The sequence below is a fragment of the Agrococcus pavilionensis RW1 genome, from assembly GCF_000400485.1.
GTDB lineage: Bacteria > Actinomycetota > Actinomycetes > Actinomycetales > Microbacteriaceae > Agrococcus > Agrococcus pavilionensis.
In genome coordinates this window covers 1-21,765 of the sequence record NZ_ASHR01000012.1, presented here as the reverse complement: position 1 = coordinate 21,765, position 21,765 = coordinate 1, and the positions used below count along the sequence as shown (strand labels likewise).

Sequence of the window (21,765 nt, the reverse complement as noted above, 5' to 3'; positions counted from 1 at the left end):
CTTCTTCTCGTAGCCGGCGTACGAGTGGATGACGTACCACTTGCCGGGCTTGAGGCGCATCTCGCGCTTGAAGTCCTCGTAGGGGTCGGTCGCGGGCTCCTCGGGCTTGGCCTCGTCCGGGACGAGGTCGTCGAGCGCCTTGTTCAGCTCGATGTCGAGGTCGTTGACGTCAGACACAGTCCACCTTCTCCTTCACGTTCCGCGTCGGGCTCAAGCGAGGCCGAACAGCGGGATGTCGCCGAACACCCAGCCCACGAGCGAGCCGAACAGCAGGTCGAGGCCCGACACCAGGAGCATCATGAACACCACGAACACCAGCACGACGAGCGTGTAGCGGATCAGCTCCTTGCGCGTCGGCGTGACGACCTTGCGGAGCTCGACCAGGACTTCCTTGAGGAAGGTCCACAGGCGCAGGAACGGGTTGCGAGAGCCGCCCTCGCGCGTGCGGGGTGCCTCCTCGATCGCGTTCTCAGCCACGGTGACCCTTCGATTCGTTCGGCCCGGCTGCTGCCGAGGCCAGTCAAGCGCCGTTCCGGCGCCTTCTGCAGGGCGGACAGGACTCGAACCTGCAACCTGCGGTTTTGGAGACCGCTGCGCTACCAATTGCGCCACCGCCCTGGGCGGGTGGAGAGCCATGCTGTCAGCACCGGCCTGGGCGTGCGACATCATGGCGGTTGTCAACCACCGAGGGAACAGCATACTTCGGCGCGGCACCCGCTGTCCACTTCGCCGAGTGTCGCGGACCTGCGGTGGCGCGCCGAGGTCCGGCTGCGCGCGAAGGCAGGGTAGTACGGCTCGGTCGCTCGACCGCCGGCCCAGGCGACCATCCGGTGCCACCCGCGAGGCGAGTCGCCCGTCGCGGCCGATCCGCCATGTCGTCGCGGCGGATGCGCGTCCTCGTAGGCTGGGAGCCGTGAACCGCATCGCCGCGCGCATCGCCGCCATCAACGAGTCCGCGACCCTCAAGGTCGACGCGAAGGCCAAGGCGCTCAAGGCCGCCGGCCGCGACGTCATCAGCTACGCCGCGGGCGAGCCCGACTTCGCCACGCCGCCGAACATCGTCGAGGCGGCGCAGCGCGCGCTCGCCGACCCCAAGAACTACCGCTACACGCCCGCGCCGGGCCTGCCCGAGCTGCGCGAGGCCATCGCGGCGAAGACGAAGCGCGACTCGGGCCTCGAGGTCGAGCCGAGCCAGACGCTCGTCACGAACGGCGGCAAGCAGTCGGTCTACCAGGCCTTCCAGACCATCCTCGACCCGGGCGACGAGGTGCTCGTGCCGACGCCCTACTGGACCACCTACCCCGAGGCGATCGGCCTCACGGGCGCGCGCCAGGTCGACGTCTTCGCGGGCGCCGAGCAGGGCTACCTCGTCACCGTCGATCAGCTCGAGGCCGCGCGCACCGAGCGCACGAAGGCGCTGCTCATGGTGAGCCCTTCGAACCCGACGGGCGCCGTCTACCCGGCCGAGCGCATCCGCGAGATCGCCGAGTGGGCCGACGCCAACGGCCTGTGGGTCGTGAGCGACGAGATCTACCAGAACCTCGTCTACGACGGCGAGCGTGCGGTGTCGGTCGTCGAGGCGCTGCCGGCGCTCGCCGACCGCACGATCCTCGTCAACGGCGTCGCGAAGACCTACGCGATGACCGGCTGGCGCGTGGGCTGGATGGTCGGTCCCGCCGACGTCATCAAGGCCGCCGGCAACCTGCAGTCGCACCTGACGAGCAACGTCAACAACGTCGCGCAGCGCGGCGCGCTCGAGGCGCTCACCGGCCCGCAGGACGCGGTCGCCGACATGCTCGCAGCCTTCGACCGGCGCCGCCGCACGATCGTCGAGGAGCTCTCGCGCATCCCCGGCTTCTCGGTGCCGACGCCGAAGGGCGCGTTCTACGTCTACGCGGATGTGTCGGGGCTGCTGGGCAGGGAGTGGGGCGGCGTGCGCGCCGAGACGTCGCTCGAGCTCGCCGACCTCATGCTCGAGCAGGCCGAGGTCGCCGCGGTGCCCGGCGAGGCGTTCGGCCCCTCCGGCTACCTGCGCTTCTCGTACGCGCTCGGCGACGAGGCGCTGCTCGAGGGCGTCCGGCGCCTGCAGCGCCTGTTCGCCGCGTAGCCTCCTGGAGCGACCCCCGTGGAGCTCGAGCGCGTCGATCCGGAGCTGCGCGAGGCAGTCGCGGCGCTGCGCGGCGTCGACCTACGCCGCCCGATCGGCCGCTGGCTCGGCCGCGTCGCCCCGCGCCTCATCCGCTGGCCGCGAGAGGCGGGTGTGCGCATCCGCGGGGAGCGCCTCGGCGGCGTGCGCGTGCGCACCTACGCGCCGCCGTGCATCCGCTCGGACGCGGTGCTGCTGTGGGTGCACGGCGGCGGCATGATCATCGGCGCGCCGCACATGGACGACCGCGTGTGCTCCGAGATCGCCGCGCACGCCGGGATCGCGGTCGTGAGCGTCGACTACCGGCTCGCGCCCGAGCATCCCTTCCCCGCTCCGCTCGACGACTGCGAGCGCGTGTTCGCAGCGCTCGTCGCACAGGGGCACGAGCGCATCGCCGTCGGCGGGCAGAGCGCGGGCGCGGGCCTCGCGGCCTCGCTCGCGCAGCGCCTGCTCGACGCCGGCGGCGCGCAGCCCGTCGCGCAGCTGCTCTTCTGCCCGATGCTCGACGACCGCACCGCCGCGCGCACCGAGCTCGACGCCGAGCGGCACTTCGTCTGGGACAACCGCGCCAACCGGCTCGGCTGGCGCGCGCTGCTCGCCCGAGAGCCCGGCGCGGCGACCGTTCCCGAGCACGCCGTGCCCGCGCGCCGCGACGACCTGCGGGGGCTGCCGCCCGCGTGGATCGGCGTCGGCGACATCGACCTGTTCCACGACGAGGACGTCGACTATGCCGAGCGGCTGCGCGAGGCGGGCGTCGACGTGCAGCTCGACGTCGTGCCCGGCGCGCCCCACGGCCTCGACGCGATCGCGGGCGGCTCGCGGCTCGCGGCAGCGCACCGGCGCTCCGCGATCGACTGGCTCTCGCGCGCGCTCGGCTGACGCGCTCCGACCCACCGATCGGTGGATGCCGAGGGGCGCGGCCCGCGCGAGCCTGGTGCCATGACCACCGCACCCGCCGTACTCGCCGACGGCCTCACGAAGCGCTACGGCGCGCGCACCGTCGTCGACGACGTCTCCTTCCGCATCGAGCCCGGCGAGACCTTCGCGCTGCTCGGCCCCAACGGGGCCGGCAAGTCGACGACGGTCGAGATGCTCGAGGGCTTCCGCACGCCGACGAGCGGCGCCGCGAGCGTGCTCGGCGTCGACCCGCGGCACGCCGACCGCGCGTGGCGCAGCCGCATCGGCGTCGTCCTGCAGTCGACCGGCCAGGCCGATGCGCTGACGGTGCGCGAGATCCTCACCCACTTCGCGCGCGTCTTCCCCTCGGCGCGCGACGTCGACGAGACGATCGCCGCAGTGGGGCTCGCCGAGCACGCGAAGCGCCGGGTCGGCAAGCTCTCGGGCGGCCAGCAGCGCCGCGTCGACGTCGCCCTCGGCATCATCGGCCGGCCCGAGGTGCTCTTCCTCGACGAGCCGACCACGGGCTTCGACCCGCAGGCGCGGCGCGCCTTCTGGCAGCTCATCCGCGACGTCGCGGCCGACGGCACGACCATCCTGCTCACGACCCACTACCTCGACGAGGCGGAGCAGCTCGCCGACCGCGCGGGCATCATCGCCGGCGGCCGGCTGCTCGCGATCGATCGCACCGACCGCATCGGCGGCGCCGACGCGCGCACGCCGATCGTGCGGTGGTCGGATGCGTCGGGCCACCACGAGGTGCGCACGCACGAGCCCGCCGCGGTCGTGCGACAGCTGCGCGGCGAGCCCGCCGACCTCGAGATCGTGCGCCCCTCGCTCGAGGACGTCTACCTCTCCCTCATCGGCGACGACGCCGACGACCAGCCCGAGGAGGCTGCAGCATGACCGCCATCGCTCCGCTCACCGTCGGCGCCGCCTCCGCGCGCACCGGCCTCCGACCCGGCCACACCCTGCGGTGCGCCGCCGACCGCGTGCGCATCGAGCTGCTGCAGTACTTCCGCCGCAGCGACGCGCTCGTGTTCACCTTCCTGTTCCCCGTGCTGCTGTTCGCGATCTTCGCGAGCGCGTTCGGCTCGCTGCCCGCGATGCTCGAGCTCGAGGGCCAGCAGGTGACGCAGGCCCACTACTACCTCCCCGCGATGCTCGCGGCCGGCGTGTTCCTCTCGGGCGTGCAGAACCTCGGGATCGAGATCGCGGTCGAGCGCAACGACGGCACGCTGCAGCGGCTCGCCGCGACCCCGCTCCCGGTGCTCTCCTACTTCCTCGGCAAGCTCGGCCAGCTGCTCGTCACCTCGCTCGCCCAAGCGGCGCTCCTGCTGGCCGTCGCGGTCGGCGCCTTCGGCATCGAGCTGCCGACCGACCCCGAGCGCTGGTTCACGCTCGCGTGGGTGTTCTTCGGCGCGCTCGTGTGCTTCGCGGTGCTGGGCGTCGCGGTCGCGCAGATCCCCCGCACCGTGAGCAGCGCATCCGCCGTCGTCATCCCGCTCGCGCTCATCCTGCAGTTCGTCTCGGGCATCTACCTCGCCTTCCCGATGCTGCCGGAGTGGCTGCAGACGATCGCGAACCTCTTCCCGCTCGCGTGGGTCGGGCACGGGATGCGCTTCGCGCTGCTGCCCGAGATCGCCCACCACCTCGAGGTCGGCGAGGCGTGGAACCTGCAGGGCGTCGCGATGGCCCTCGGGATCTGGGCGGTGATCGGTACCGTGGTGGCAGCGCTGACGTTCCGCTGGATCAAGCGGGGCTGACCGGAGGACGACATGACGGCGAGCGAGCCGCTGCGCGCCGGGGGCGAGAGCGCTCCCGGCGCCGCTCGCGTGCGCGCGACGGCCATCGAGGACCCGCGGATGTGGGATGCGTTCGTCGGCATCGGGGTCGTCGTGCTGCTCGTCGTCGCGGGCTTCGCGGGCGACCTGCCGTCGATCGCGCTCGGCGCCGCCGGGGTGCTCACGGTCGGCGCCGCCTACCCGCTCGCGCGCAGGGCGATGCTCGACGAGCGGCCGAGCACCGCGTTCCAGGTCGCCGCGATCATCGCCACGGCGGTGGCCGCCTTCGCGTACCCGCCGCTCGCCGGCGCCCAGGCGCTCGCCGCGCCGCTCCTGTGGGTCTCGTCGTGCGACAGCATCCGCCGCGCCGTGGTCGCGAACGTCGCGCTCTTCGGCGCGGTGCTCGGCGCCTTCCTGCTCGCCGGCGGCGACCCCTGGCTGCTCGCCACGACGCAGTCGCTCAGCTTCGCCTTCAGCATGGTCATCGGCCTGTGGATCTCGGGGCTCGCTCGCGCGACCGAGGAGCGCGACCGCCTCATCGCCGAGCTCGAGGCCGCACAGGCCTCGATCGCGCGCCTGAGCGGGGAGCACGCGACCGCCGCCGAGCGCGCCCGCATCGCCCGCGACCTGCACGACACGATCGCGCAGGATCTCGCGGCGATCGCGATGCTCGCGCAGCGCCGCGGCGCCGACGCGGCGACGCTCGCGGCGGTCGAGGAGCTCGCGCAGGGGGCGCTCGCCGAGGTGCGCGGGCTCGTCGCGGCGAACGCGCCCGTCGGGCTCGCCGACGGGCTGCCGGTCGCGCTCGAGCGGCTCGGCGAGCGATTCGCGGCCGAGACGGGCATCGCGGTGCGAGTCGAGGCGGTCGCGGTCGAGCTGCCGGTCGACGCGCAGGCGGCGCTGCTGCGCACCGCGCAGGAGTCGCTCGCGAACGTGCGCAAGCACGCGCGCGCGGCGAGCGTCGGCGTCACCCTGACGGCGGATGGGTCTGGCGTGCGGCTCGAGGTCGCCGACGACGGGCGCGGGTTCGATCGCGCCGACGTGCGGCGGGGCCTCGGGCTGCAGGGGCTCGACGAGCGGATGTCGCTCGCGGGCGGCAGCCTCGAGATCGACTCCTCCCCCGCGGGCACGCGCGTCGTCGCCCGCCTCGGGGCGGGGGCGGCATGATCCGGGTCGCGGTCGCCGACGACCACCCGGTCGTGCGCGGCGGCCTCGCGGCGCTGCTCGCCGAGGCTGCCGACATCGAGGTCGTCGGGCAGGCGGCCGACGGCGAGGCGCTCATCGCGCTCGCGCGGGAGGAGCGGCCCGACGTCGTGCTCACCGACCTGCGCATGCCGGGGGTCGGCGGCGCCGAGGCGACCCGGCGGATCCTCGCGGAGCTGCCGGAGACGCGCGTGCTCGTGCTCACGACCTACGACTCCGACGCCGACATCCTGGCCGCGACGGAGGCCGGCGCGACCGGCTACCTGCTGAAGGCCGCCCCGCCGCTCGAGATCTTCGCCGCCGTGCGCGCCGTCGCTCGCGGCGAGCGGGCGATGGCGCCGACCGTCGCCCGGGCGCTCGCGGACCGTCAGCGCGGTCCGGCGATCGCGCTCTCCGCCCGCGAGCGCGAGGTGCTCGAGCGGATGAAGGCCGGCGCGACGAACGCGGCGATCGGTCGGGCGCTCTTCATCGGCGAGGCGACGGTGAAGACGCACGTGCAGTCGATCTTCGCGAAGCTCGGCGTGCGAGATCGCACCTCGGCGGTCGCGGTCGCGATCGAGCGCGGCCTCGTCTGAGGGGTCACCCGAGCGGGACGAAGTGCTCCTCGCCGTCGAGCTCCTCGAAGAGCGTGAGCGTGAGGTCGGCCGGGGCCTCGAGGCGCGCGTTCCGCGAGCGCCACGGCGTCTCGACGGGCTCGGCGATCACCGTCGCGCCGGCGGTCTCGAGCCGGCGCGTGACGCCCTCGGCGTCGTCGACCTCGAACGCGACGCGGATCCGCGGGCTCTCGCGCCCATCGGCCTCGATGCGGTCGATCATGCGCTTCTGCGCGGGGTTCGCGAGCTCGAGCGTCGCGCGCCCGGCGTCGAGGATCGCGACGCGGGCCTCGCCGTCGCCCTCGAACGCCGCGAGCTCGGGCAGGCCGAGCGCGTCGCGGTAGAAAGCGAGCGCGGCCTCGAGGTCCTCCGCCTCGACGACGAGGCGCAGCTGCATGGGAGCGGTCATGGCAGCGGCAACCGCTGCCGCGTCGCGCGCATTCCCGCGCGGGCTGGTGCGCCTACAACTGCAGGCCGACGAGCACGGGCTCGGGCACGAGGTGCACGCCCCACTGGTTCTCGACGCGAGCCTGCACGAAGCGCGCGAGCTCGGCGATCTCCTCGCCCGTCGCACCGCCGCGGTTCGTGAGCGCGAGCGTGTGCTTCGACGAGATCGCCGCGCGCGAGCCCGGGAGCGAGAAGCCGCGGCCGATGCCCGAGTGCTCGATGAGCCACGCGGCCGAGAGCTTCACGCGCGGCACGGGCCGCTCGAGCGGCGGCACGGCGTCGTCGGCGCCGAGCGGGAGCACGACCGGCTGCGGCTCGGGCGCGACCGACCAGCGGGGCGCGTCGTCGGGCAGCCCGGCGGCGAACCGCGCGGAGACGATCGGGTTCGTGAAGAAGGAGCCGGCGCTCACCGAATCGGGGTCGTCCGAGAGCACCATGCCCTTCGAGGAGCGCAGCGCGAGCACCGATGCGCGCACGTCCTCGAGCGGCACGCGCGTGCCGAGCTCGACGCCGAGCGCTGACGCGAGCTGCTGGTAGGCGATCGGCTGGCTGCGACCGTCGGCCGAGCGTCGCAAGCGCAGGTCGACCGAGAGCACGACGCCGCGCAGCACGCCCTGCTTGATCGCCGAGTCGCGGTAGCCGAGCCGCAGCTCGGCCGCCGGCACGAAGCGGGTCTCGAGCGTGTCTGCCTCGAGCAGCTCGAGGCCGACGAGCGTCGACGAGAGCTCCTGGCCGTAGGCGCCGATGTTCTGGATCGGCGCGGCGCCGGTCGAGCCGGGCACGCCGCTGAGCGCCTCGATGCCCGCGAGCCCCTCCGCGACCGTGCGCTCGACGAGCGCGTCCCACGGCTCGCCCGCCTCCACGCGCAGCACGACCGAGTCGTCGGGCGGCGGCTCCTCCCCCGCCGGGCGATGCGGCGGCGGGGCGGCGGGCAGGGCGCGGATGCCCCGGGTCGAGACCTGCAGCACGGTGCCCTCGAACGGCTCGGACGACGCGACCGTGTTGGAGCCGCCGCCGAGCAGCAGCAGCGGCTCGTGGTCGTCGGCGAGCGCCTCGGCGTAGGCCGCGGCGACCTCCTCGCGCGTCGTCGCCTCGATCCAGCGGGCGGCCTCGCCGCCCACCCGCATGGTCGTCGCGTCGGCGAGGCGCTGCGGGGCGCTCATCCGTCGGTCTTCACGACGACCTGCGCCTTGCCGAGCACGGTCTGCTCGGCGCTCGTCACCGTGAGGTCGATGCGCGCCGTGCCCTCGCCGAGCTGCCCGACCTTCGCGACGACGTGGAGCGCGGCACCGGTCTCGGGGTCGACGACCACGGGCCGCGTGAAGCGCACCTGGTAGTCGAGCACGCGCTCGGGCCCGGCCCAGTCGACGACGGGCTGCACGGCGACGCCCATCGTGAGCATCCCGTGCGCGAGCACGCCGGGCAGGCCGACCGACGCGGCGACGTCGTCGCGGTAATGGATGGGGTTGAAGTCGCCGGAGGCGCCGGCGTAGCGCACGAGCGACTCGCGCGAGAGCGCGATGTCGCGCTCGACGACCTGGCCCACCTCGAGGCCGATGAGCGCGCTCATGCCGGCTCCCCCGCCACCACGAGCGACGACGTGGCCGTCACCACGTGCTCGCCCGCCGCATCCGTCACGCGCGTCTCGCACGTGACCATGTCGTTGCCGCCGAGCGAGCGCACGCGCGTGACGGTCAGCTGCCCGGTGAGCTCGTCGCCGGCGACGATGGCGCGCGTGGCCGTGAAGCGCTGGTCGCCGTGCACGATGCGCTCGAGCACGATCCCGGCGGCGGGGTCGTCGAGCAGCTGGTTCCAGGTGAGCTGCTGGATGACGATCGGGAACGTCGGCGGCGCGATGACGTCGGCGTGGCCCGCGGCGCGAGCGGCGTCGACGTCGTGGTGCAGCGGGTGCTCGGCCTGCACCGCGCGCGCGAACTCGCGCACCTTCTCGCGGCCGACGAGGTAGGGCGGCGTGGGCGGGTACTGCCTGCCCTGGATCTCGGGGTTGACTGGCACCGGGCCAGTCTACGGAGGGGGCGCTTCACGCGAGCGTGCGGTCCTCCCAGAGCGCGGCGATGTGGCGGGCGTCGGTGCCGCAGCAGCCTCCGACGATCGCGAGGTTCGGCAGCTGCGCGCGCAGCTCGGCGTGCCCGCGGCGCAGCTCGCCGATGTCGCCCGCGTCGAGGGTCGTCGCGCGATCGAGCTCGGCGTGCGTGCGCGTGGAGGCGTTGTAGCGCACGCTCACGATGCGCCGCCGCCAGGCGCCCTCGTCGAGGCCGCGGAGGATGTGCTGCGGATGCGCGCAGTTGAGCATGTAGTGGACGGTGTCGGTCTCGGCATCCACGGTCTCGATCGCCTCGCGCAGCGGCATCCCGCCGCACAGCCGCCCGTCGGCCTCGACGGTGAAGCCGATGACGACGGGGAGCCCGTGGTAGAACGCGGCGCGGGCGAGGCCGACCGCCTCCCCCGGGTCGGAGAGCGTGAAGGCGGTGACGAGGTCGACGCCGCCCTCGGCGAAGGCGTCGATCTGCGGCTCGTGGTACATCTGCGCGTCGTCGGGGTCGATCGGCGGGATGTCGGCGTACGCGTCGGCGCGCGGCCCCATCGCGCCGCTGATGAGCACGTCGGAGATGTCGGCGTAGCGCTCCTCGCGCAAGCGGAGGAGGTGCCGGACGGCCCGCACGTTGACGTCGTAGAGCTCGCGGCGCGAATCGCCGAGCCGCGCTCCCCAATCGGCGCTCGCGCGCCAGGTCGGCGTCTCGAGCACGAGGCCGGTGCCGTGCTCGCGCGCGATCGCCGCGTAGCCGTCGAAGTACTCCTCGAGCAGCGCGCGGCCGCGCTCCGTGCGCACGAGCGGGTAGGCGGCGAACTCGCGCAGCTCCTCGCCGCGGTTGTAGATGAGATCGGTCTCGAGCCCGCCGTCGGTGACGAAGGGGCGGGCGGCGGTCGGCCATGCGACCTGCGTGCGGACCGGCGCGTCGTGGTGGTGCTTCGACGGCTTCGCCGTGAGCGACGGTGACATCGTGCGTCGCGCGATCGTGGACATCGAGTCCTCCTCGGCATCGAGGCAGGCTGCGCGGCCTGTCGTGGCACGCAGGGTACTCCCGGGTCGGACGCGCGTCCATGCCCCGATTCGCGGTGGCGTGGGGACGGAGAAGGGGATCGGGCGTCGGCCCGATCCCCTGCATCTCCGGCGGTAGCGAGGGCGGGGTTCGAACCCGCGACCTCACGATTATGAGTCGTGCGCTCTCACCAACTGAGCTACCCCGCCAGGACGCCCACCCGAGCCCGAAGCGTCGAGCGAACGCGAGCCCCGGGCGAGGATTGAACTCGCGACCCCTTCCTTACCATGGAAGTGCTCTACCACTGAGCTACCGGGGCGAAGCCTGTGCAGGCAACCGGAACATCGTAGCACCGGTCGCGGGCTCCGCGCGCGCACCGAGGCCCCCGGCGCAGAGCGCCGAGGGACCTCGCGCGCCTCAGTGGTCCGACGCCTTCTCGGCGCCCGCCCCGGTGAAGGAGCGCACCTCCATCTCGGCCTGCTTCACGGCGTGGTCGGCCGACTGCTTCGTGACGAGCGTGCCGATGACGCCGAGCACGAACGCGAGCGGGATCGAGACGATGCCGGGGTTCGCGAGCGGGAAGATCGCGAAGTCGGCATCCGGGAAGATCGACGTCTCGCGGCCCGACACGACGGGCGAGAGCACGATGAGCAGCACGCACGCGATGAGGCCGCCGTACATCGACCACAGCGCCCCGCCGGTGTTGAACCGGCGCCAGAACAGCGAGTAGATGATGGTCGGCAGGTTGGCGCTCGCCGCGACCGCGAACGCGAGCGCCACGAGGAACGCGACGTTCTGGTTCTGGGCGAGGATGCCGCCGAGGATCGCGATGACGCCGATCACGACGACCGTGATGCGCGCGACCTTGACCTCCGCACCCGGCTGCACGTCGCCGCGCTTGATGATGGATGCGTAGATGTCGTGCGCGAACGACGTCGCCGCCGTGATGGCGAGGCCCGCGACGACCGCGAGGATCGTCGCGAACGCGATGGCGGAGATGACCGCCATGAGGACCGGCCCGCCGAGCGCGAGCGCGAGCAGCGGAGCCGCGGCGTTCTCGCCGCCGGGCGCCTCGCGGATGGTCTCCGGCCCCACGAGCGCACCGGCGCCGAAGCCCAGCACGAGCGTGAAGAGGTAGAAGATGCCGATGAGCCAGATCGCCCAGACGACGCTCCGGCGCGCCTCCCTCGCCGACGGCACCGTGTAGAAGCGCATGAGCACGTGCGGGAGTCCCGCGGTGCCGAGCACGAGCGCGAGGCCGAGCGAGAGGAAGTCGACGGGGTTCGTGTACTTGAGGCCCGGCGCGAGGATCGCCTCACCCTCGGGCGACGCCTCGACCGCGCGGGCGAGCAGCTCGTTGAAGTCGAACTGCACCATGAACAGCACGATGAGCGTCATGATGCCCGCGCCCGCGATGAGCAGCACCGCCTTGATGATCTGCACCCACGTCGTGCCCTTCATGCCGCCGACGATGACGTAGACGATCATGAGGATGCCCACGACCGCGATCGTGATCGAGGTCGCGAGCGTGCCCTCGAAGCCCATGAGGAGCGCGACGAGGCCACCGGCGCCGGCCATCTGCGCGACGAGGTAGAAGAAGCACACCGCGAGCGTCGCGAGCGCCGCCGCCATGCGCACGGGACGCTGCTTGAGCCGGAAGCTCAGCACGTCGGCCATCGTGAAGCGACCGGTGTTGCGCAGCAGCTCGGCGACGAGCAGCAGCGCGACGAGCCACGCGACGAGGAAGCCGATCGAGTAGAGGAACCCGTCGTAGCCCGCGACCGCGATCGCGCCGCAGATGCCGAGGAAGCTCGCGGCCGAGAGGTAGTCGCCCGCGATCGCGACGCCGTTCTGCCTGCCCGAGAAGGATCGGCCGGCGGCGTAGAACTCGTTCTCGGTCGCCTTGCGGCGCGAGACGCGGAAGACGATGAAGAGCGTGACGGCGACGAACGCGCCGAACACGATCATGTTGATGAGCGGGTTGATCTCCTCCATCACCGGCCTCCGACCATCGCCGCGTGCTCCATCTGCTCGCGCAGCGGCTCGGCGTCGCGGTCGTAGACCCGGTTCGCCCAGCGGCTGTAGAGCATCGTGATCGCGAAGGTGCTCACGAACTGCGCGAGCCCGAACAGCAGCCCGACCGTGATGTAGCTGTCACCGAGCCGCGTCGCGAAGAAGTCGGGCGCGAAGCCCGCGATGAGCACGTACGCGAGGTACCAGGCGAGGAAGAGCACGGTGAGCGGCACGATGAACCGCATGAACCTGCTGCGGAGGCGCTGGAACTCCGGCGACGCCTGCATCTGCAGGCTCCGCTCGGCGATCGGGTCGGAATCTGGCATGCGCGGATCTCCCATCCCAGGCGCGACGCTGCGCCCGCTTCGTCGTCGAAGTGGGCTGAGCCTATACGCATCCTCAGGTCTGGCTCAACGCGCGCTCAAGCGCGTCGAGCGACCGCGTCACAGGTCGCGCATCGACGCGTCGGGCTCGCGGCCCTTGAAGCGCACGATGTTCACGATCGCGGCGCCGAGCCCGCCCCAGAGCACGAGCATCGAGACCGCCATCAGCAGGATCGCGTCGATCGTCATCGGATGACCTCCTCGTCGTGCGGCGGCGCCTCGAGCGGCGTCGTCTGCTTCCACTTCGGGATCGCGAGCAGCACGCCCGCGACGAGCGCCGCACCGGCCGCGCCCCACCCGAACACCCCGAGCATCCACGCGGGGTAGCCCTCGTACGGCACGGTGATCGCGGTGACGGCCTCCTGCACGAGCATGAGCGCGATGAGCACGGGCGTCACGAACGTCACGAGCACGACCCACCAGCGGCCGAGCCGGATCGAGCTGAAGCGGCTCATGTGCTCGGCGAACCACGGCACGCGCCGGATCCCCCAGCCCACCGCGATCATCGCGACGAGCGCGACGAGCAGGATGCCGAAGCGATTGATGAAGTAGTCGGCGATGTCGAGCACGATCACGCCGCTCCTGGTGGAGAACAGCAGGATGCTGACGATCGCCATCGGCACGGTCACCGCGAGCGTGGCGGCGACGCGCCCCATCTCGAGCTTGTCGCGCACAGCCGAGATGACGACCTCGAGGATGCTCACGAGCGACGTGAAGCCCGCGAGCACGAGCGAGGCGAAGAACAGCACGCCGAGCAGCGCCCCGAACGGCGCTTGCGAGATGATCGCCGGGAACGCGACGAAGGCGAGCCCGATGCCAGCGCTCACGACGTCGGCGACCGCCGCGCCCGAGGCCTGCGCGAGGAAGCCGAGCGCCGAGAACACGCCGATGCCGGCGAGCAGCTCGAAGCCGGAGTTGGCGAAGCCGACGACGAATGCCGAACCCGTCATGTCGACCTTCCGCCCCACGTAGGAGGCGTAGGTGATCATGATGCCGAAGCCGACCGAGAGCGAGAAGAAGATCTGGCCGAAGGCGCTCGCCCACACGGCCGGGTCGAGCAGGGCGGCCCAGTTGGGGGCGAAGAGCGACTGCAGGCCGTCGATCGCGCCGGGCAGCATGAGCGCCTGCACCACGAGGGCGCCGAACGCGATCAGCAGCACGGGGATGAAGATGACGGATGTCGCCCCGACGCCCTTCTGGACGCCGAGCGCCATCACGACGATCGTGACGAGCCAGATGATGGCCATCGGGATGAGCACGGCCGGCACGAACTCGAGCGACACGACCCCGGCCTCCGTCTGCAGGAAGTCGCCGAAGAGGAACGCCTCGGGGTCGTCGCCCCACGCCTGCGTGAAGGAGAAGCCGATGTACTGCGTCGACCACGCGAGGATCGCCGCGTAGTACAGCGCGATGACGACGCAGATCGCGACCTGCCACCAGCCGATGAACTCGAGCCTGCGGTGCAGGCGGGCGAACGACAGCGGCGCCGAGCCGCGCTGCGAGTGGCCGATCGCGTAGTCGAGCAGCAGGAGCGGGATGCCGGCGACGAGCAGGGCGACGAGGTAGGGCAGGATGAACGCCCCGCCGCCGCCCTCGTAGGCGACGTAGGGGAAGCGCCAGATGTTGCCGAGCCCGACGGCGGAGCCGATCGCCGCCATGATGAAGACGGTCTTGTTCGAGAACCGACCGCGATCGATCGGCGCCTTCACCTGCGTCATGGCCGGACCTCCACCGCTCCGTCGAGATGCATGCCCCTACCGTGCCACACCCGCCCGGGGCGCGGGCGGCCTACTTGACGGCGCCCGCCGTGAGCCCGCCGACGATGTACTTCTGCAGCCAGAGGAACAGCGCCATGACCGGGATCGCCGCGAGCACGGCGCCGGCCGCGAAGACCGGGTAGTTCGTGTTCGTCTCCTCCGAGACGTAGCGGAAGAGCCCGACGGCGAGCGTGAGCCGGTCAGGGCTCGTCAGGATGACCGACGAGACGACGAACTCGCTCATCGTCGTGATGAACGACAGCAGCCCGACGACGGCGAGGATCGGCGCGACGAGCCGCAGGATGATCGTGAAGAAGATCCGCGCGTGGCCGGCGCCGTCGATCTTCGCCGCCTCGTCGATCGACGACGGCACCGTGTTGAAGAAGCCGTACATCAGGTAGGTGTTCACGCCGAGCGCGCCGCCGAGGTAGATCATGATGAGGCCCACGAGCGAGTCGAGGCCGATCGCGGGGAAGAAGTCGCTGATGCCGCGCATGAGCAGGTAGATCGCGACGACCGCGAGCAGCTGCGGGAACATCTGCACGAGGATGAGGCTCAGGAGGCCGAAGCGGCGGCCGGTGAAGCGCATCCGGCTGAAGGAGTAGGCGGCGAGCGCGCCGAGGAACACCGTGCCCGCGGCGGTCACGAGGCCCACGATGAGCGAGTTGGCGAACCACGCGGCGTAGGGGCGCCGCGGGTCGCTCAGCAGGGCGACGTAGTTCTCGGCCGACACCTCCCGGAAGAGCGCGTTCGAGCCGGTGAGGGTGCCACTCGGGTTGAGCGACGCGCTCAGCACGTAGACGAGCGGGAAGGCGGCGAACAGCACGACCGCGATGCCGACGAGGTGCCGCCAGCCGAGCTCGCGGAGCCACTTCTGGAACGACATCCTCGACTGCGGCGCGGGTCGCCGCTCGGGCTCGCGGTCCCCCGTCGGGTCGACGGCGATGGGATCGATCTCGATGCTCATCAGTTGAGCTCCTCCAGCGCCTTGGTGCGGCGGAACGCGATCGTCGACACGGTCGCCACGATGATGAAGATGAGGATCGACAGCGCCGAGGCGAGGCCGTAGTCGCGGCCGACCCCCTCGAACGCGGTCTTGTAGACGAGCGTGATGAGCAGGTCGGTGTGCCCGACGTTCTCCTCGACGCCCGCCATGCGGGGACCGCCGCGCGTCAGCATGTAGATGATGTTGAAGTTGTTGAAGTTGAACGCGAACGACGAGATGAGCAGCGGCGCGGTCGAGACGAACAGCAGCGGCAGCTTGATGCCGCTGAAGACCTGCCAGCCGGTCGCGCCGTCGACCGACGCGGCCTCGGTGAGCTCCTCGGGGATCGACTGCAGCGCGCCGAGGCAGATGAGGAACATGTAGGGGAAGCCCAGCCACACGTTCACGATGATCGTCGACACCTTCGCGAGCCACGGATCCGTGAGCCACGGGATGTCGGCGCCGCCGAGCAGCACGTTGTTGATGAACCCGAACTCGGTGTTCATGAGCCCGAGCCAGACGAGCGCGCCGAGGAACGACGGGAACGCGTACGGCAGGATCGACAGCACGCGGTAGGCGAACTTCGACTTCATGCGCGGATCGTTGAGCGCGATCGCGAGGAAGAGGCCGAGGAAGAACGAGAGCCCGACCGAGATGATCGCGAACGCGAACGTCCACAGCAGCACCGAGACGAGCGCGCCGCCGTAGCGGGGGTTCTCGAAGGGGTAGAGGAAGTTCTCGAAGCCGACCACGATCTGCCAGCCGGTGCCGAGCACCTGCCCGTCGCCGCTCTCGAACTGGCCGTTGCCGAGGTCGCGGTAGACGATGCCGCTCGCGCTGTCGGTCATCGTGTCGGCGGCTTCGTCGTAGACGAACGTCGACTCGAACACGAACGCCTGGGATGCGTTCGTCGTGCGCAGGAAGCCGTCGGCGAGGTCGTCGCTCAGCGGCACCTGCAGCGCCGCGATCTCCTGCTGCCGCTGCAGGATGTCCTGCATGCCGAGGCTCGTCCAGCCGGCGACCGCGGTCGCGCGCGGCCCGTCCATCGTGACGTCGCCCTCGGCGACCTCCTCGAGCGGCTGCTCGGCGGTGCCGACGAGCACGTCGCCCTCCGGGCTCGTCGCGAGCAGCCCGAGCCCGGCGAGGCTCTCGACGACCTGCACCTGGTAGACGGGCGAGCCCTCGACGCGCTGCGTGTTCTGGCCGACGATCGCCGAGATCGCGTCGTCCTTCGTGGAGTTGTGCCCGTCGCCGTAGTTCGTGAAGGCGATGTAGAGCGTGTAGACGATGACGAAGACCTGGAAGACCGCGAGGAAGATGAGCCCGGGCGTGAGGTACTTCGCCGGCAGCAGCCCCGGGCTCAGGTAGACCCAGTTGACGAGGAGCGTCACGACGAGCACGACGCCCGCGAGCACGTAGTCGTCCTGCAGCAGCATCACCGACATCGCGAAGACCGCGACCGCGTCGACGAGCGCGAGCAGCACCAGCTTGAGCGCGAGCACCTTCATGCTCGAGGGCTGATGGCGGATGCCTCGCTTCGGCGCCCGGGCGGGTCTCGGCGGTGCGGCGGTGGTGGTCAAGACGGGCTCCTGTCGCCTCGGCTGTCGCTGGGGATGGGACGGCGGCCGGCCCGATCGGGCCGGCCGCCACGTCGCCGGGGCTCAGCCGCCCAGCGTGCCCTGGATCTTCTTGGCCATCGCGGTCCACGCCGCGGCCGGGTCGGCCGCCTGGCCGCCGATGATCTGCGCCTCGGTGGTGCCCCAGTCGGTCCACAGCGCATCCATCTCGGGGATGTTCGGCATCGGCACGCCCGCGGCGCCGACGGCGCCGAAGCCCGCGACGTCCTCGTTCGACTGCGCAGCCTCGAACGCCGCCGTCAGCGCGGGGGCGCGCTGGCCGCTCTCGAAGATCGCCGTCTGCGCCTCCTCGCCCGCGATGTACTCGGTGAGGAACTGCGAGGCGACGATGGGGTTGTTCGCGTACTGCGAGATGAAGAAGCCCTGCACGCCCACGAACGGCGTCGCCGGCTGGCCGCCCGCCGAGGGGATCGGGTCGATCGCGTACTCGATGCCCGCCTCCTGGAAGTCGGCGAGGTTCCACGGGCCGGTGATCGTGTAGGGGCTCGTGCCGGAGGCGAACTGCTCCTTCGCGATGTCCTGCGAGATGTTCAGGTTGATGATGCCCTCGGCACCCCACTGCGCGAGCGCCTGGGCGAACTGCACGTTGCCCTCGTTGCCGAGCTGCAGGTCGTCGGGGTTGTAGGAGCCGTCCTCGTTGATGCCGAAGACCGGGCCGCCGAACGAGGCCTGCAGCGGGTACAGGTGGTACGGGTCGGCGTTGTTCGGGTCGATGCCGACCAGCAGCGGGTGCTCGGCTTGGCCCGACGCGACGGCCGCCTGGCCGGTCGCGACGAGGTCGTCCCACGTCGCGGGCGCCTCGGGGGCGAGCGCCGTGTTGCGCACGAGCGCGATGTTCTCGATCGAGACGGGCACGCCGTAGACGGAGCCGTCGTAGGTCATGGCCGAGACCGCGACCTCCTCGAAGTCGCTCGCGAGGTCGCCGAGCTCGACCTGCTGGATGACGCCGTTCTGGACGAGCTTGCCGATCCAGTCGTGCGCGCCGACGACGACGTCGGGGCCGTCGCCCGAGGGCGCCTGGGTCGTGAGGTCGTCGCGGATGGTGTTGAAGTCCTTGATGATGACCTCGACCGTCGTGCCGGTCTCCTCCTCGAACGTGGCGACGACGCCCTCGAGGGCCGACGCGCGGTTCTCGTCCATCCAGACGATGAGCTCGCCGCCGCCCTGCGGCGCTGCCGACTCCGTGCCCTCGGGCGCGGGGGTGCCGCCGCCCGAGCAGGCCGCGAGCGTGAGCGCGAGGGCGCCGACGCCGGCCGCCTTCACGAGGCTGCTGTGCTTCATGGTGCCTTCCTTCAGGTCAGATGGGCTCCGCTGACGACGGCGTCGTCGCGTGCCTGGCTCATCGTGGCCGCAACCTGCGCCCTCTGCAACCTGGCGGGACCGATAGTCGCCGATCGTTGGCATTTCGTGACCTTGGGCACCGCGTCGGCGCGACCCAGGGCATCCGCCTACCCTGGAGCCATGACCAAAGTCTCGACACAGCAACCGCAGTCCGCGCCCGGCCACGAGTGGTGGCGCTCCGCCGTGATCTACCAGATCTACCCGCGCAGCTTCGCCGACGCCTCGGGCGACGGCATCGGCGACCTCGGGGGCATCACGGCGCGGCTGCCGCACCTCGCCGAGCTGGGCGTCGACGCGGTCTGGCTGAGCCCCTTCTACCGCTCGCCGCAGAAGGACGCCGGCTACGACGTGAGCGACTACATGGACGTCGACCCGCTCTTCGGCACGCTCGACGACTTCGACCGCATGCTCGCCGAGGCGCACACCCAGGGCCTCCGCGTGATCGTCGACCTCGTGCCGAACCACTCCTCCGACCAGCACGAGTGGTTCCAGGCGGCGCTCGCCGCGGGCCCTGGCAGCCCGGAGCGCACGCGCTACATCTTCCGCGAGGGCAAGGGCCCGGGCGGCGACGAGCCGCCGAACAACTGGCAGAGCGTCTTCGGCGGGCCCGCGTGGACGCGCGTCGCCGACGGCGAGTGGTACCTCCACCTGTTCGACTCCTCGCAGCCCGACTTCGACTGGAACAACCCCGAGGTCGGCGACATGTTCGTCGAGGTGCTGCGCTTCTGGCTCGACCGGGGCGTCGACGGCTTCCGCGTCGACGTCGCGCACGGCAACGCGAAGGCGGAGGGGCTGCCCGACGTCGACGAGGAGCTCATCGCCGCCGGCTCGATGGACTCGCCGTTCTTCGGCCAGGAGCACGTGCACGAGATCTACCGGCGCTGGCGCACGGTGCTCGACGAGTACGAGGGCGACCGCGTGCTGTGCGCCGAGGCGTGGGTGAGCCCGCTCGAGAAGATGGCGCGCTTCGTGCGCCCCGACGAGATGCACCAGGCGTTCAACTTCGTCTACCTCGAGACGCCGTGGGACGCGGCGCAGCTGCGCTCCGTGATCGACGAGTCGATCCGCGCGTTCGGCGAGGTCGGCGCCCCGCCGACCTGGGTGCTCTCGAACCACGACACCATCCGGCACCGCACGCGCCTCGCGCTCGTGCCGCCGCCGCCCCATGGCGCAGGCATCGGCCCGACCTCGAAGTCGAAGGCCGACCCGACCGTCTCGCTGCGGCGCGGCCGCGCCGCGACGGCGCTCATGCTCGCGCTCCCCGGCAGCGCCTACGTCTACCAGGGCGAGGAGCTCGGCCTGCCCGAGGTCACCGCGATCGCGCCGGAGCAGCGCGAGGACCCCACGTTCCACCGCACGAAGGGCGAGCTCTGGGGCCGCGACGGCTGCCGCGTGCCGATCCCGTGGGAGTCGGAGGCGCCCGCCTACGGCTTCTCGCCGACGGGCGAGACCTGGCTGCCGCAGCCGCCGGAGTGGGCGACGCTCGCCCGCGACGCGCAGGCGGGCGTCGAGGGCTCGACCCTCGAGCTCTACCGCCGCGCGCTCGCGCTCCGCGAGGCGCACGGCCTCGGCACCGGCGAGCTCGAGTGGATCGACGTGGGCCCGACCGCGATCGGCTTCCGCAACGGCGACATCACCGTGATCGCCAACATCGGTCACGACGCGGTCGACGTGCCGCGCGGCGAGATCCTGCTCGCGTCGTCGCCGCTCGACGCGGCGTCGCTCGCCGCGGACGAGACCGTGTGGGTGCGCACCGCCTGATCGCGCCCCCTGCACGAAGGACGCCCCGCCGATCCGGCGGGGCGTCCTTCGTCGTCGCGGTCGCTGCGCTCAGCGGTGCTCGAGGTTCATCTCGCGCGTCTGCAGCCACAGCACCGGGTCGAACGAGACGTAGTCGCTGTTCTTCAGCTCGAGGTGCAGGTGCGGGCCGGTCGAGCGGCCCGAGTTGCCGACCTGGCCGATGATCGTCGTGATGTCGACGACCTGGCCGACGCGCACGTCGATCGAGCCGGGCAGCATGTGGCCGTACCAGGACTGCACGAACTGGCCGTCGATGTTGTGGTCGATGAAGACGGAGTAGCCGCCGCCGCCCGGGTTGTTGCCCTGGAAGACGGCCGAGACCACGCCGTTCGCGATCGGGCGGATGTCGGTGCCGAGACCGGGCGTGAAGTCGCTGCCGCCGTGGAAGCCGCCGGGGCGGTAGCCGAAGCCGCTCGACATCGACACCTGGTCCATGTCGGGGAACGGCGTCTGCACGAAGCTCGTCTCGAGCATCGACCACACCTGCGGGAAGGCGGGGTCGCCGGTGTAGGAGGGCCCGGCGGGCTCGCCGTCGGCGACCGCCTGGAACGCCGCGCGCTCGCCGTCGGACATGCGCGCGGCGGCGACCTGGTCGTTGACGATGATGTCGTCGCGGGCGAAGTAGCTCGTCGTCTCCGCCGAGACGCCCGCGAGCGTCTGCTGGCCCTCCTCGTGCATCGTCGCGACCTGCGGATCGATGCCGCCGGGCTGCTGCACGGCCTGCGCCGGAAGGCTCGTGACGACGACGAGCGAGCCGATGAACAGCAGTGCGCCGCCGGCCGTGATCTTCTGCGCGATGCCGCGGACGCTCGAGCGGCGGCGGACCGGCGGCCCGGCGGGAGCCGTCCGGCGCACGACGCGCGGCGCGAGCGGCCGGGGCGCGAGCGGGCGCACGGCAGGCGCGTACTCGCCGCCGGTGCCGAGCGAGGGCGCGTCGACGGTGATGACGGGCGGGGCGAACGCCTCCGCAGCCATGGTCACGGGCAGCTCGCGCGCAGCTTGCGTCGCCGCCTCGCGCATCGCGCGGCGGGTCGTGTAGAGCGGTGCCGAGCCCTCGACGACCGTGAAGCGGGCGGCGGTGCGGGCCTCGGCGGCGGTGAGCGCGATCGCCTCGGCGGCGCGCTCCCGCTCGCGCAGCTCGCGGCGCGTGGGCGGCGCAGGCGCGACGACAGCCTCAGTGAACCGTCCCCGGTTTGATGCCGGTTCCTTTCGAGTCTGGAAGGAAGATAGTCATCATGCCGAAGCAGATCCCGGAGGAGACGAAGCAGCGAGCGATCCGGCTCGTGCTCGACCATCTCGATGAGTACCCGAACCTGACGACCGCGTGCGAGACGGTCTCGAAACGGCTCGGCTTCGGGGCCGAGTCGCTGCGCCGATGGGTGCGGCAGGCTCAGATCGACGCCGGCGAACGGCAGGGCGCCTCGACGAGCGAGTCGGAGCGGGTGCGGCGGCTTGAGCGGGAGAACCGTGAACTGCGTGAGGCGAACGCGATCCTGCGCGACGCGGCGGTTTTCTTCGCCGGGGAACTCGACCCCCGACGCCGCTGATCGTCGGCTTCATCGACGAGCAGCGGGCCAAGGGCCGCGCGGTCGAGTCGGTCTGCCAGGTCCTGCGGGAGCAGGGCGTGGAGGTCGCCGCGCGAACCTACCGGGCGTGGAAGCGCGCCCAGCCCAGCAACCGCGCTGTGGATGACGCGGTGATCATCGACGCGCTGCTG

22 protein-coding genes and 3 tRNA genes are annotated in these 21,765 nt (G+C 71.8%); 8 read left to right on the top strand and 17 right to left on the bottom strand.

What is annotated here, in order from left to right; genetic code table 11:
• Positions 1–210 precede the first annotated feature (210 nt).
• Together secE and L332_RS18715 are read right to left on the bottom strand one after the other, a co-directional pair.
• Complete coding sequence (gene secE / locus L332_RS18720; RefSeq protein WP_021064900.1) at positions 211–477, bottom strand: preprotein translocase subunit SecE; 267 nt, start codon at positions 475–477, stop codon at positions 211–213.
• A 68-nt stretch (positions 478–545) separates the two neighbouring features.
• Positions 546–618: transfer RNA gene (locus tag L332_RS18715), tRNA-Trp, on the bottom strand.
• A 295-nt stretch (positions 619–913) separates the two neighbouring features.
• Here L332_RS18715 and L332_RS18710 point away from each other — a divergent pair.
• The 6 genes from L332_RS18710 to L332_RS18690 are packed head-to-tail and all read left to right on the top strand — an operon-like array spanning position 914 to position 6,605.
• On the top strand, positions 914–2,107 hold the full coding sequence (locus tag L332_RS18710; RefSeq protein WP_021009777.1) for a pyridoxal phosphate-dependent aminotransferase: 1,194 nt from the start codon (positions 914–916) through the stop codon (positions 2,105–2,107).
• Between the two features lie 18 nt (positions 2,108–2,125).
• Positions 2,126–3,025 (top strand): alpha/beta hydrolase, encoded by a 900-nt coding sequence (locus L332_RS18705; protein WP_021009776.1) that lies wholly within the window; start codon positions 2,126–2,128, stop codon positions 3,023–3,025.
• Between the two features lie 60 nt (positions 3,026–3,085).
• Complete coding sequence (locus L332_RS18700; RefSeq protein WP_021009775.1) at positions 3,086–3,949, top strand: ABC transporter ATP-binding protein; 864 nt, start codon at positions 3,086–3,088, stop codon at positions 3,947–3,949.
• The gene (locus tag L332_RS18695) at positions 3,946–4,809 is read left to right on the top strand and encodes an ABC transporter permease (RefSeq protein WP_021009774.1); all 864 of its coding nucleotides are present in this window, start codon (positions 3,946–3,948) and stop codon (positions 4,807–4,809) included. Before L332_RS18700 ends, L332_RS18695 begins: the two co-directional genes overlap by 4 nt.
• Before the next feature lie 12 nt (positions 4,810–4,821).
• Positions 4,822–5,994, top strand: coding sequence for a sensor histidine kinase (locus L332_RS0114795; RefSeq protein ID WP_021064899.1), 1,173 nt, complete (start codon positions 4,822–4,824; stop codon positions 5,992–5,994).
• On the top strand, positions 5,991–6,605 hold the full coding sequence (locus L332_RS18690) for a response regulator (protein WP_021064898.1): 615 nt from the start codon (positions 5,991–5,993) through the stop codon (positions 6,603–6,605). Before L332_RS0114795 ends, L332_RS18690 begins: the two co-directional genes overlap by 4 nt.
• 4 nt (positions 6,606–6,609) lie before the next feature.
• Here L332_RS18690 and L332_RS18685 read toward each other — a convergent pair whose 3' ends face one another.
• The 14 genes from L332_RS18685 to L332_RS18625 form a co-directional block, all read right to left on the bottom strand.
• Entirely contained in the window at positions 6,610–7,032 is a 423-nt protein-coding gene (locus L332_RS18685) for a VOC family protein (protein ID WP_021064897.1), read from the bottom strand.
• Positions 7,033–7,084: 52 nt separating this feature from the next.
• Complete coding sequence (locus L332_RS18680) at positions 7,085–8,233, bottom strand: UDP-N-acetylmuramate dehydrogenase (RefSeq protein ID WP_021009772.1); 1,149 nt, start codon at positions 8,231–8,233, stop codon at positions 7,085–7,087.
• Complete coding sequence (locus tag L332_RS18675; RefSeq protein WP_021009771.1) at positions 8,230–8,640, bottom strand: MaoC/PaaZ C-terminal domain-containing protein; 411 nt, start codon at positions 8,638–8,640, stop codon at positions 8,230–8,232. The genes L332_RS18680 and L332_RS18675 overlap by 4 nt, the downstream gene beginning before the upstream one ends.
• Positions 8,637–9,086: an FAS1-like dehydratase domain-containing protein gene (locus L332_RS18670; protein ID WP_021009770.1), complete on the bottom strand. Its 450-nt coding sequence runs from the start codon at positions 9,084–9,086 to the stop codon at positions 8,637–8,639. Before L332_RS18670 ends, L332_RS18675 begins: the two co-directional genes overlap by 4 nt.
• Before the next feature lie 25 nt (positions 9,087–9,111).
• Positions 9,112–10,116 carry a homocysteine S-methyltransferase family protein gene (locus L332_RS18665; RefSeq protein WP_021009769.1) on the bottom strand — a complete coding sequence of 335 codons (1,005 nt, stop codon included), beginning with the start codon at positions 10,114–10,116 and terminating at the stop codon, positions 9,112–9,114.
• Between the two features lie 151 nt (positions 10,117–10,267).
• Positions 10,268–10,341, bottom strand: a tRNA-Met gene (locus L332_RS18660).
• Between the two features lie 38 nt (positions 10,342–10,379).
• Positions 10,380–10,451, bottom strand: a tRNA-Thr gene (locus L332_RS18655).
• Positions 10,452–10,549: 98 nt separating this feature from the next.
• The gene (locus L332_RS18650) at positions 10,550–12,127 is read right to left on the bottom strand and encodes a solute symporter family protein (RefSeq protein WP_021009768.1); all 1,578 of its coding nucleotides are present in this window, start codon (positions 12,125–12,127) and stop codon (positions 10,550–10,552) included.
• Positions 12,127–12,471, bottom strand: coding sequence for a DUF485 domain-containing protein (locus tag L332_RS18645; RefSeq protein ID WP_021009767.1), 345 nt, complete (start codon positions 12,469–12,471; stop codon positions 12,127–12,129). Before L332_RS18645 ends, L332_RS18650 begins: the two co-directional genes overlap by 1 nt.
• Positions 12,472–12,588: 117 nt before the next feature.
• Positions 12,589–12,717, bottom strand: a complete 129-nt coding sequence (locus tag L332_RS29745; protein ID WP_021009766.1) for a MetS family NSS transporter small subunit — start codon at positions 12,715–12,717, stop codon at positions 12,589–12,591.
• Positions 12,714–14,246: a sodium-dependent transporter gene (locus tag L332_RS18640; RefSeq protein WP_021009765.1), complete on the bottom strand. Its 1,533-nt coding sequence runs from the start codon at positions 14,244–14,246 to the stop codon at positions 12,714–12,716. The genes L332_RS29745 and L332_RS18640 overlap by 4 nt, the downstream gene beginning before the upstream one ends.
• Before the next feature lie 70 nt (positions 14,247–14,316).
• A complete protein-coding gene (locus tag L332_RS18635; RefSeq protein ID WP_235045063.1) occupies positions 14,317–15,171 on the bottom strand; it encodes a sugar ABC transporter permease in 855 nt (284 codons plus the stop codon).
• 80 nt (positions 15,172–15,251) lie between these two features.
• On the bottom strand, positions 15,252–16,850 hold the full coding sequence (locus tag L332_RS18630; protein ID WP_031223310.1) for an ABC transporter permease subunit: 1,599 nt from the start codon (positions 16,848–16,850) through the stop codon (positions 15,252–15,254).
• 81 nt (positions 16,851–16,931) lie between these two features.
• Positions 16,932–18,188: a sugar ABC transporter substrate-binding protein gene (locus L332_RS18625; RefSeq protein ID WP_021009762.1), complete on the bottom strand. Its 1,257-nt coding sequence runs from the start codon at positions 18,186–18,188 to the stop codon at positions 16,932–16,934.
• A gap of 180 nt (positions 18,189–18,368) precedes the next feature.
• Between L332_RS18625 and L332_RS18620 the strand changes: the two genes are divergently transcribed.
• Positions 18,369–20,009 carry a glycoside hydrolase family 13 protein gene (locus tag L332_RS18620; RefSeq protein ID WP_021009761.1) on the top strand — a complete coding sequence of 547 codons (1,641 nt, stop codon included), beginning with the start codon at positions 18,369–18,371 and terminating at the stop codon, positions 20,007–20,009.
• A 69-nt stretch (positions 20,010–20,078) separates the two neighbouring features.
• On the opposite strand, the gene L332_RS29290 is transcribed toward L332_RS18620, so the two are convergent.
• Entirely contained in the window at positions 20,079–21,023 is a 945-nt protein-coding gene (locus tag L332_RS29290) for a M23 family metallopeptidase (RefSeq protein ID WP_235045062.1), read from the bottom strand.
• Between the two features lie 260 nt (positions 21,024–21,283).
• Between L332_RS29290 and L332_RS18610 the strand changes: the two genes are divergently transcribed.
• Positions 21,284–21,595 (top strand): transposase, encoded by a 312-nt coding sequence (locus L332_RS18610; RefSeq protein WP_021009488.1) that lies wholly within the window; start codon positions 21,284–21,286, stop codon positions 21,593–21,595.
• Positions 21,596–21,765: the final 170 nt, after the last annotated feature.

What these genes read in the sequence shown, in the direction of transcription:
- L332_RS18685 (WP_021064897.1), bottom strand. Translation starts at nt 7,032, where the DNA reads ATGACCGCTCCCATGCAGCTGCGCCTCGTCGTCGAGGCGGAGGACCTC.
- L332_RS18675 (WP_021009771.1), bottom strand. Translation starts at nt 8,640, where the DNA reads ATGAGCGCGCTCATCGGCCTCGAGGTGGGCCAGGTCGTCGAGCGCGAC.
- L332_RS0114795 (WP_021064899.1), top strand. Translation starts at nt 4,822, where the DNA reads ATGACGGCGAGCGAGCCGCTGCGCGCCGGGGGCGAGAGCGCTCCCGGC.
- L332_RS29745 (WP_021009766.1), bottom strand. Translation starts at nt 12,717, where the DNA reads ATGACGATCGACGCGATCCTGCTGATGGCGGTCTCGATGCTCGTGCTC.
- L332_RS18645 (WP_021009767.1), bottom strand. Translation starts at nt 12,471, where the DNA reads ATGCCAGATTCCGACCCGATCGCCGAGCGGAGCCTGCAGATGCAGGCG.
- L332_RS18680 (WP_021009772.1), bottom strand. Translation starts at nt 8,233, where the DNA reads ATGAGCGCCCCGCAGCGCCTCGCCGACGCGACGACCATGCGGGTGGGC.
- L332_RS18640 (WP_021009765.1), bottom strand. Translation starts at nt 14,246, where the DNA reads ATGACGCAGGTGAAGGCGCCGATCGATCGCGGTCGGTTCTCGAACAAG.
- L332_RS18620 (WP_021009761.1), top strand. Translation starts at nt 18,369, where the DNA reads ATGACCAAAGTCTCGACACAGCAACCGCAGTCCGCGCCCGGCCACGAG.
- L332_RS18665 (WP_021009769.1), bottom strand. Translation starts at nt 10,116, where the DNA reads ATGTCCACGATCGCGCGACGCACGATGTCACCGTCGCTCACGGCGAAG.
- L332_RS18625 (WP_021009762.1), bottom strand. Translation starts at nt 18,188, where the DNA reads ATGAAGCACAGCAGCCTCGTGAAGGCGGCCGGCGTCGGCGCCCTCGCG.
- L332_RS29290 (WP_235045062.1), bottom strand. Translation starts at nt 21,023, where the DNA reads ATGGCTGCGGAGGCGTTCGCCCCGCCCGTCATCACCGTCGACGCGCCC.
- L332_RS18610 (WP_021009488.1), top strand. Translation starts at nt 21,284, where the DNA reads ATGCCGAAGCAGATCCCGGAGGAGACGAAGCAGCGAGCGATCCGGCTC.
- L332_RS18650 (WP_021009768.1), bottom strand. Translation starts at nt 12,127, where the DNA reads ATGGAGGAGATCAACCCGCTCATCAACATGATCGTGTTCGGCGCGTTC.
- L332_RS18700 (WP_021009775.1), top strand. Translation starts at nt 3,086, where the DNA reads ATGACCACCGCACCCGCCGTACTCGCCGACGGCCTCACGAAGCGCTAC.
- L332_RS18635 (WP_235045063.1), bottom strand. Translation starts at nt 15,171, where the DNA reads ATGTCGTTCCAGAAGTGGCTCCGCGAGCTCGGCTGGCGGCACCTCGTC.
- L332_RS18695 (WP_021009774.1), top strand. Translation starts at nt 3,946, where the DNA reads ATGACCGCCATCGCTCCGCTCACCGTCGGCGCCGCCTCCGCGCGCACC.
- L332_RS18690 (WP_021064898.1), top strand. Translation starts at nt 5,991, where the DNA reads ATGATCCGGGTCGCGGTCGCCGACGACCACCCGGTCGTGCGCGGCGGC.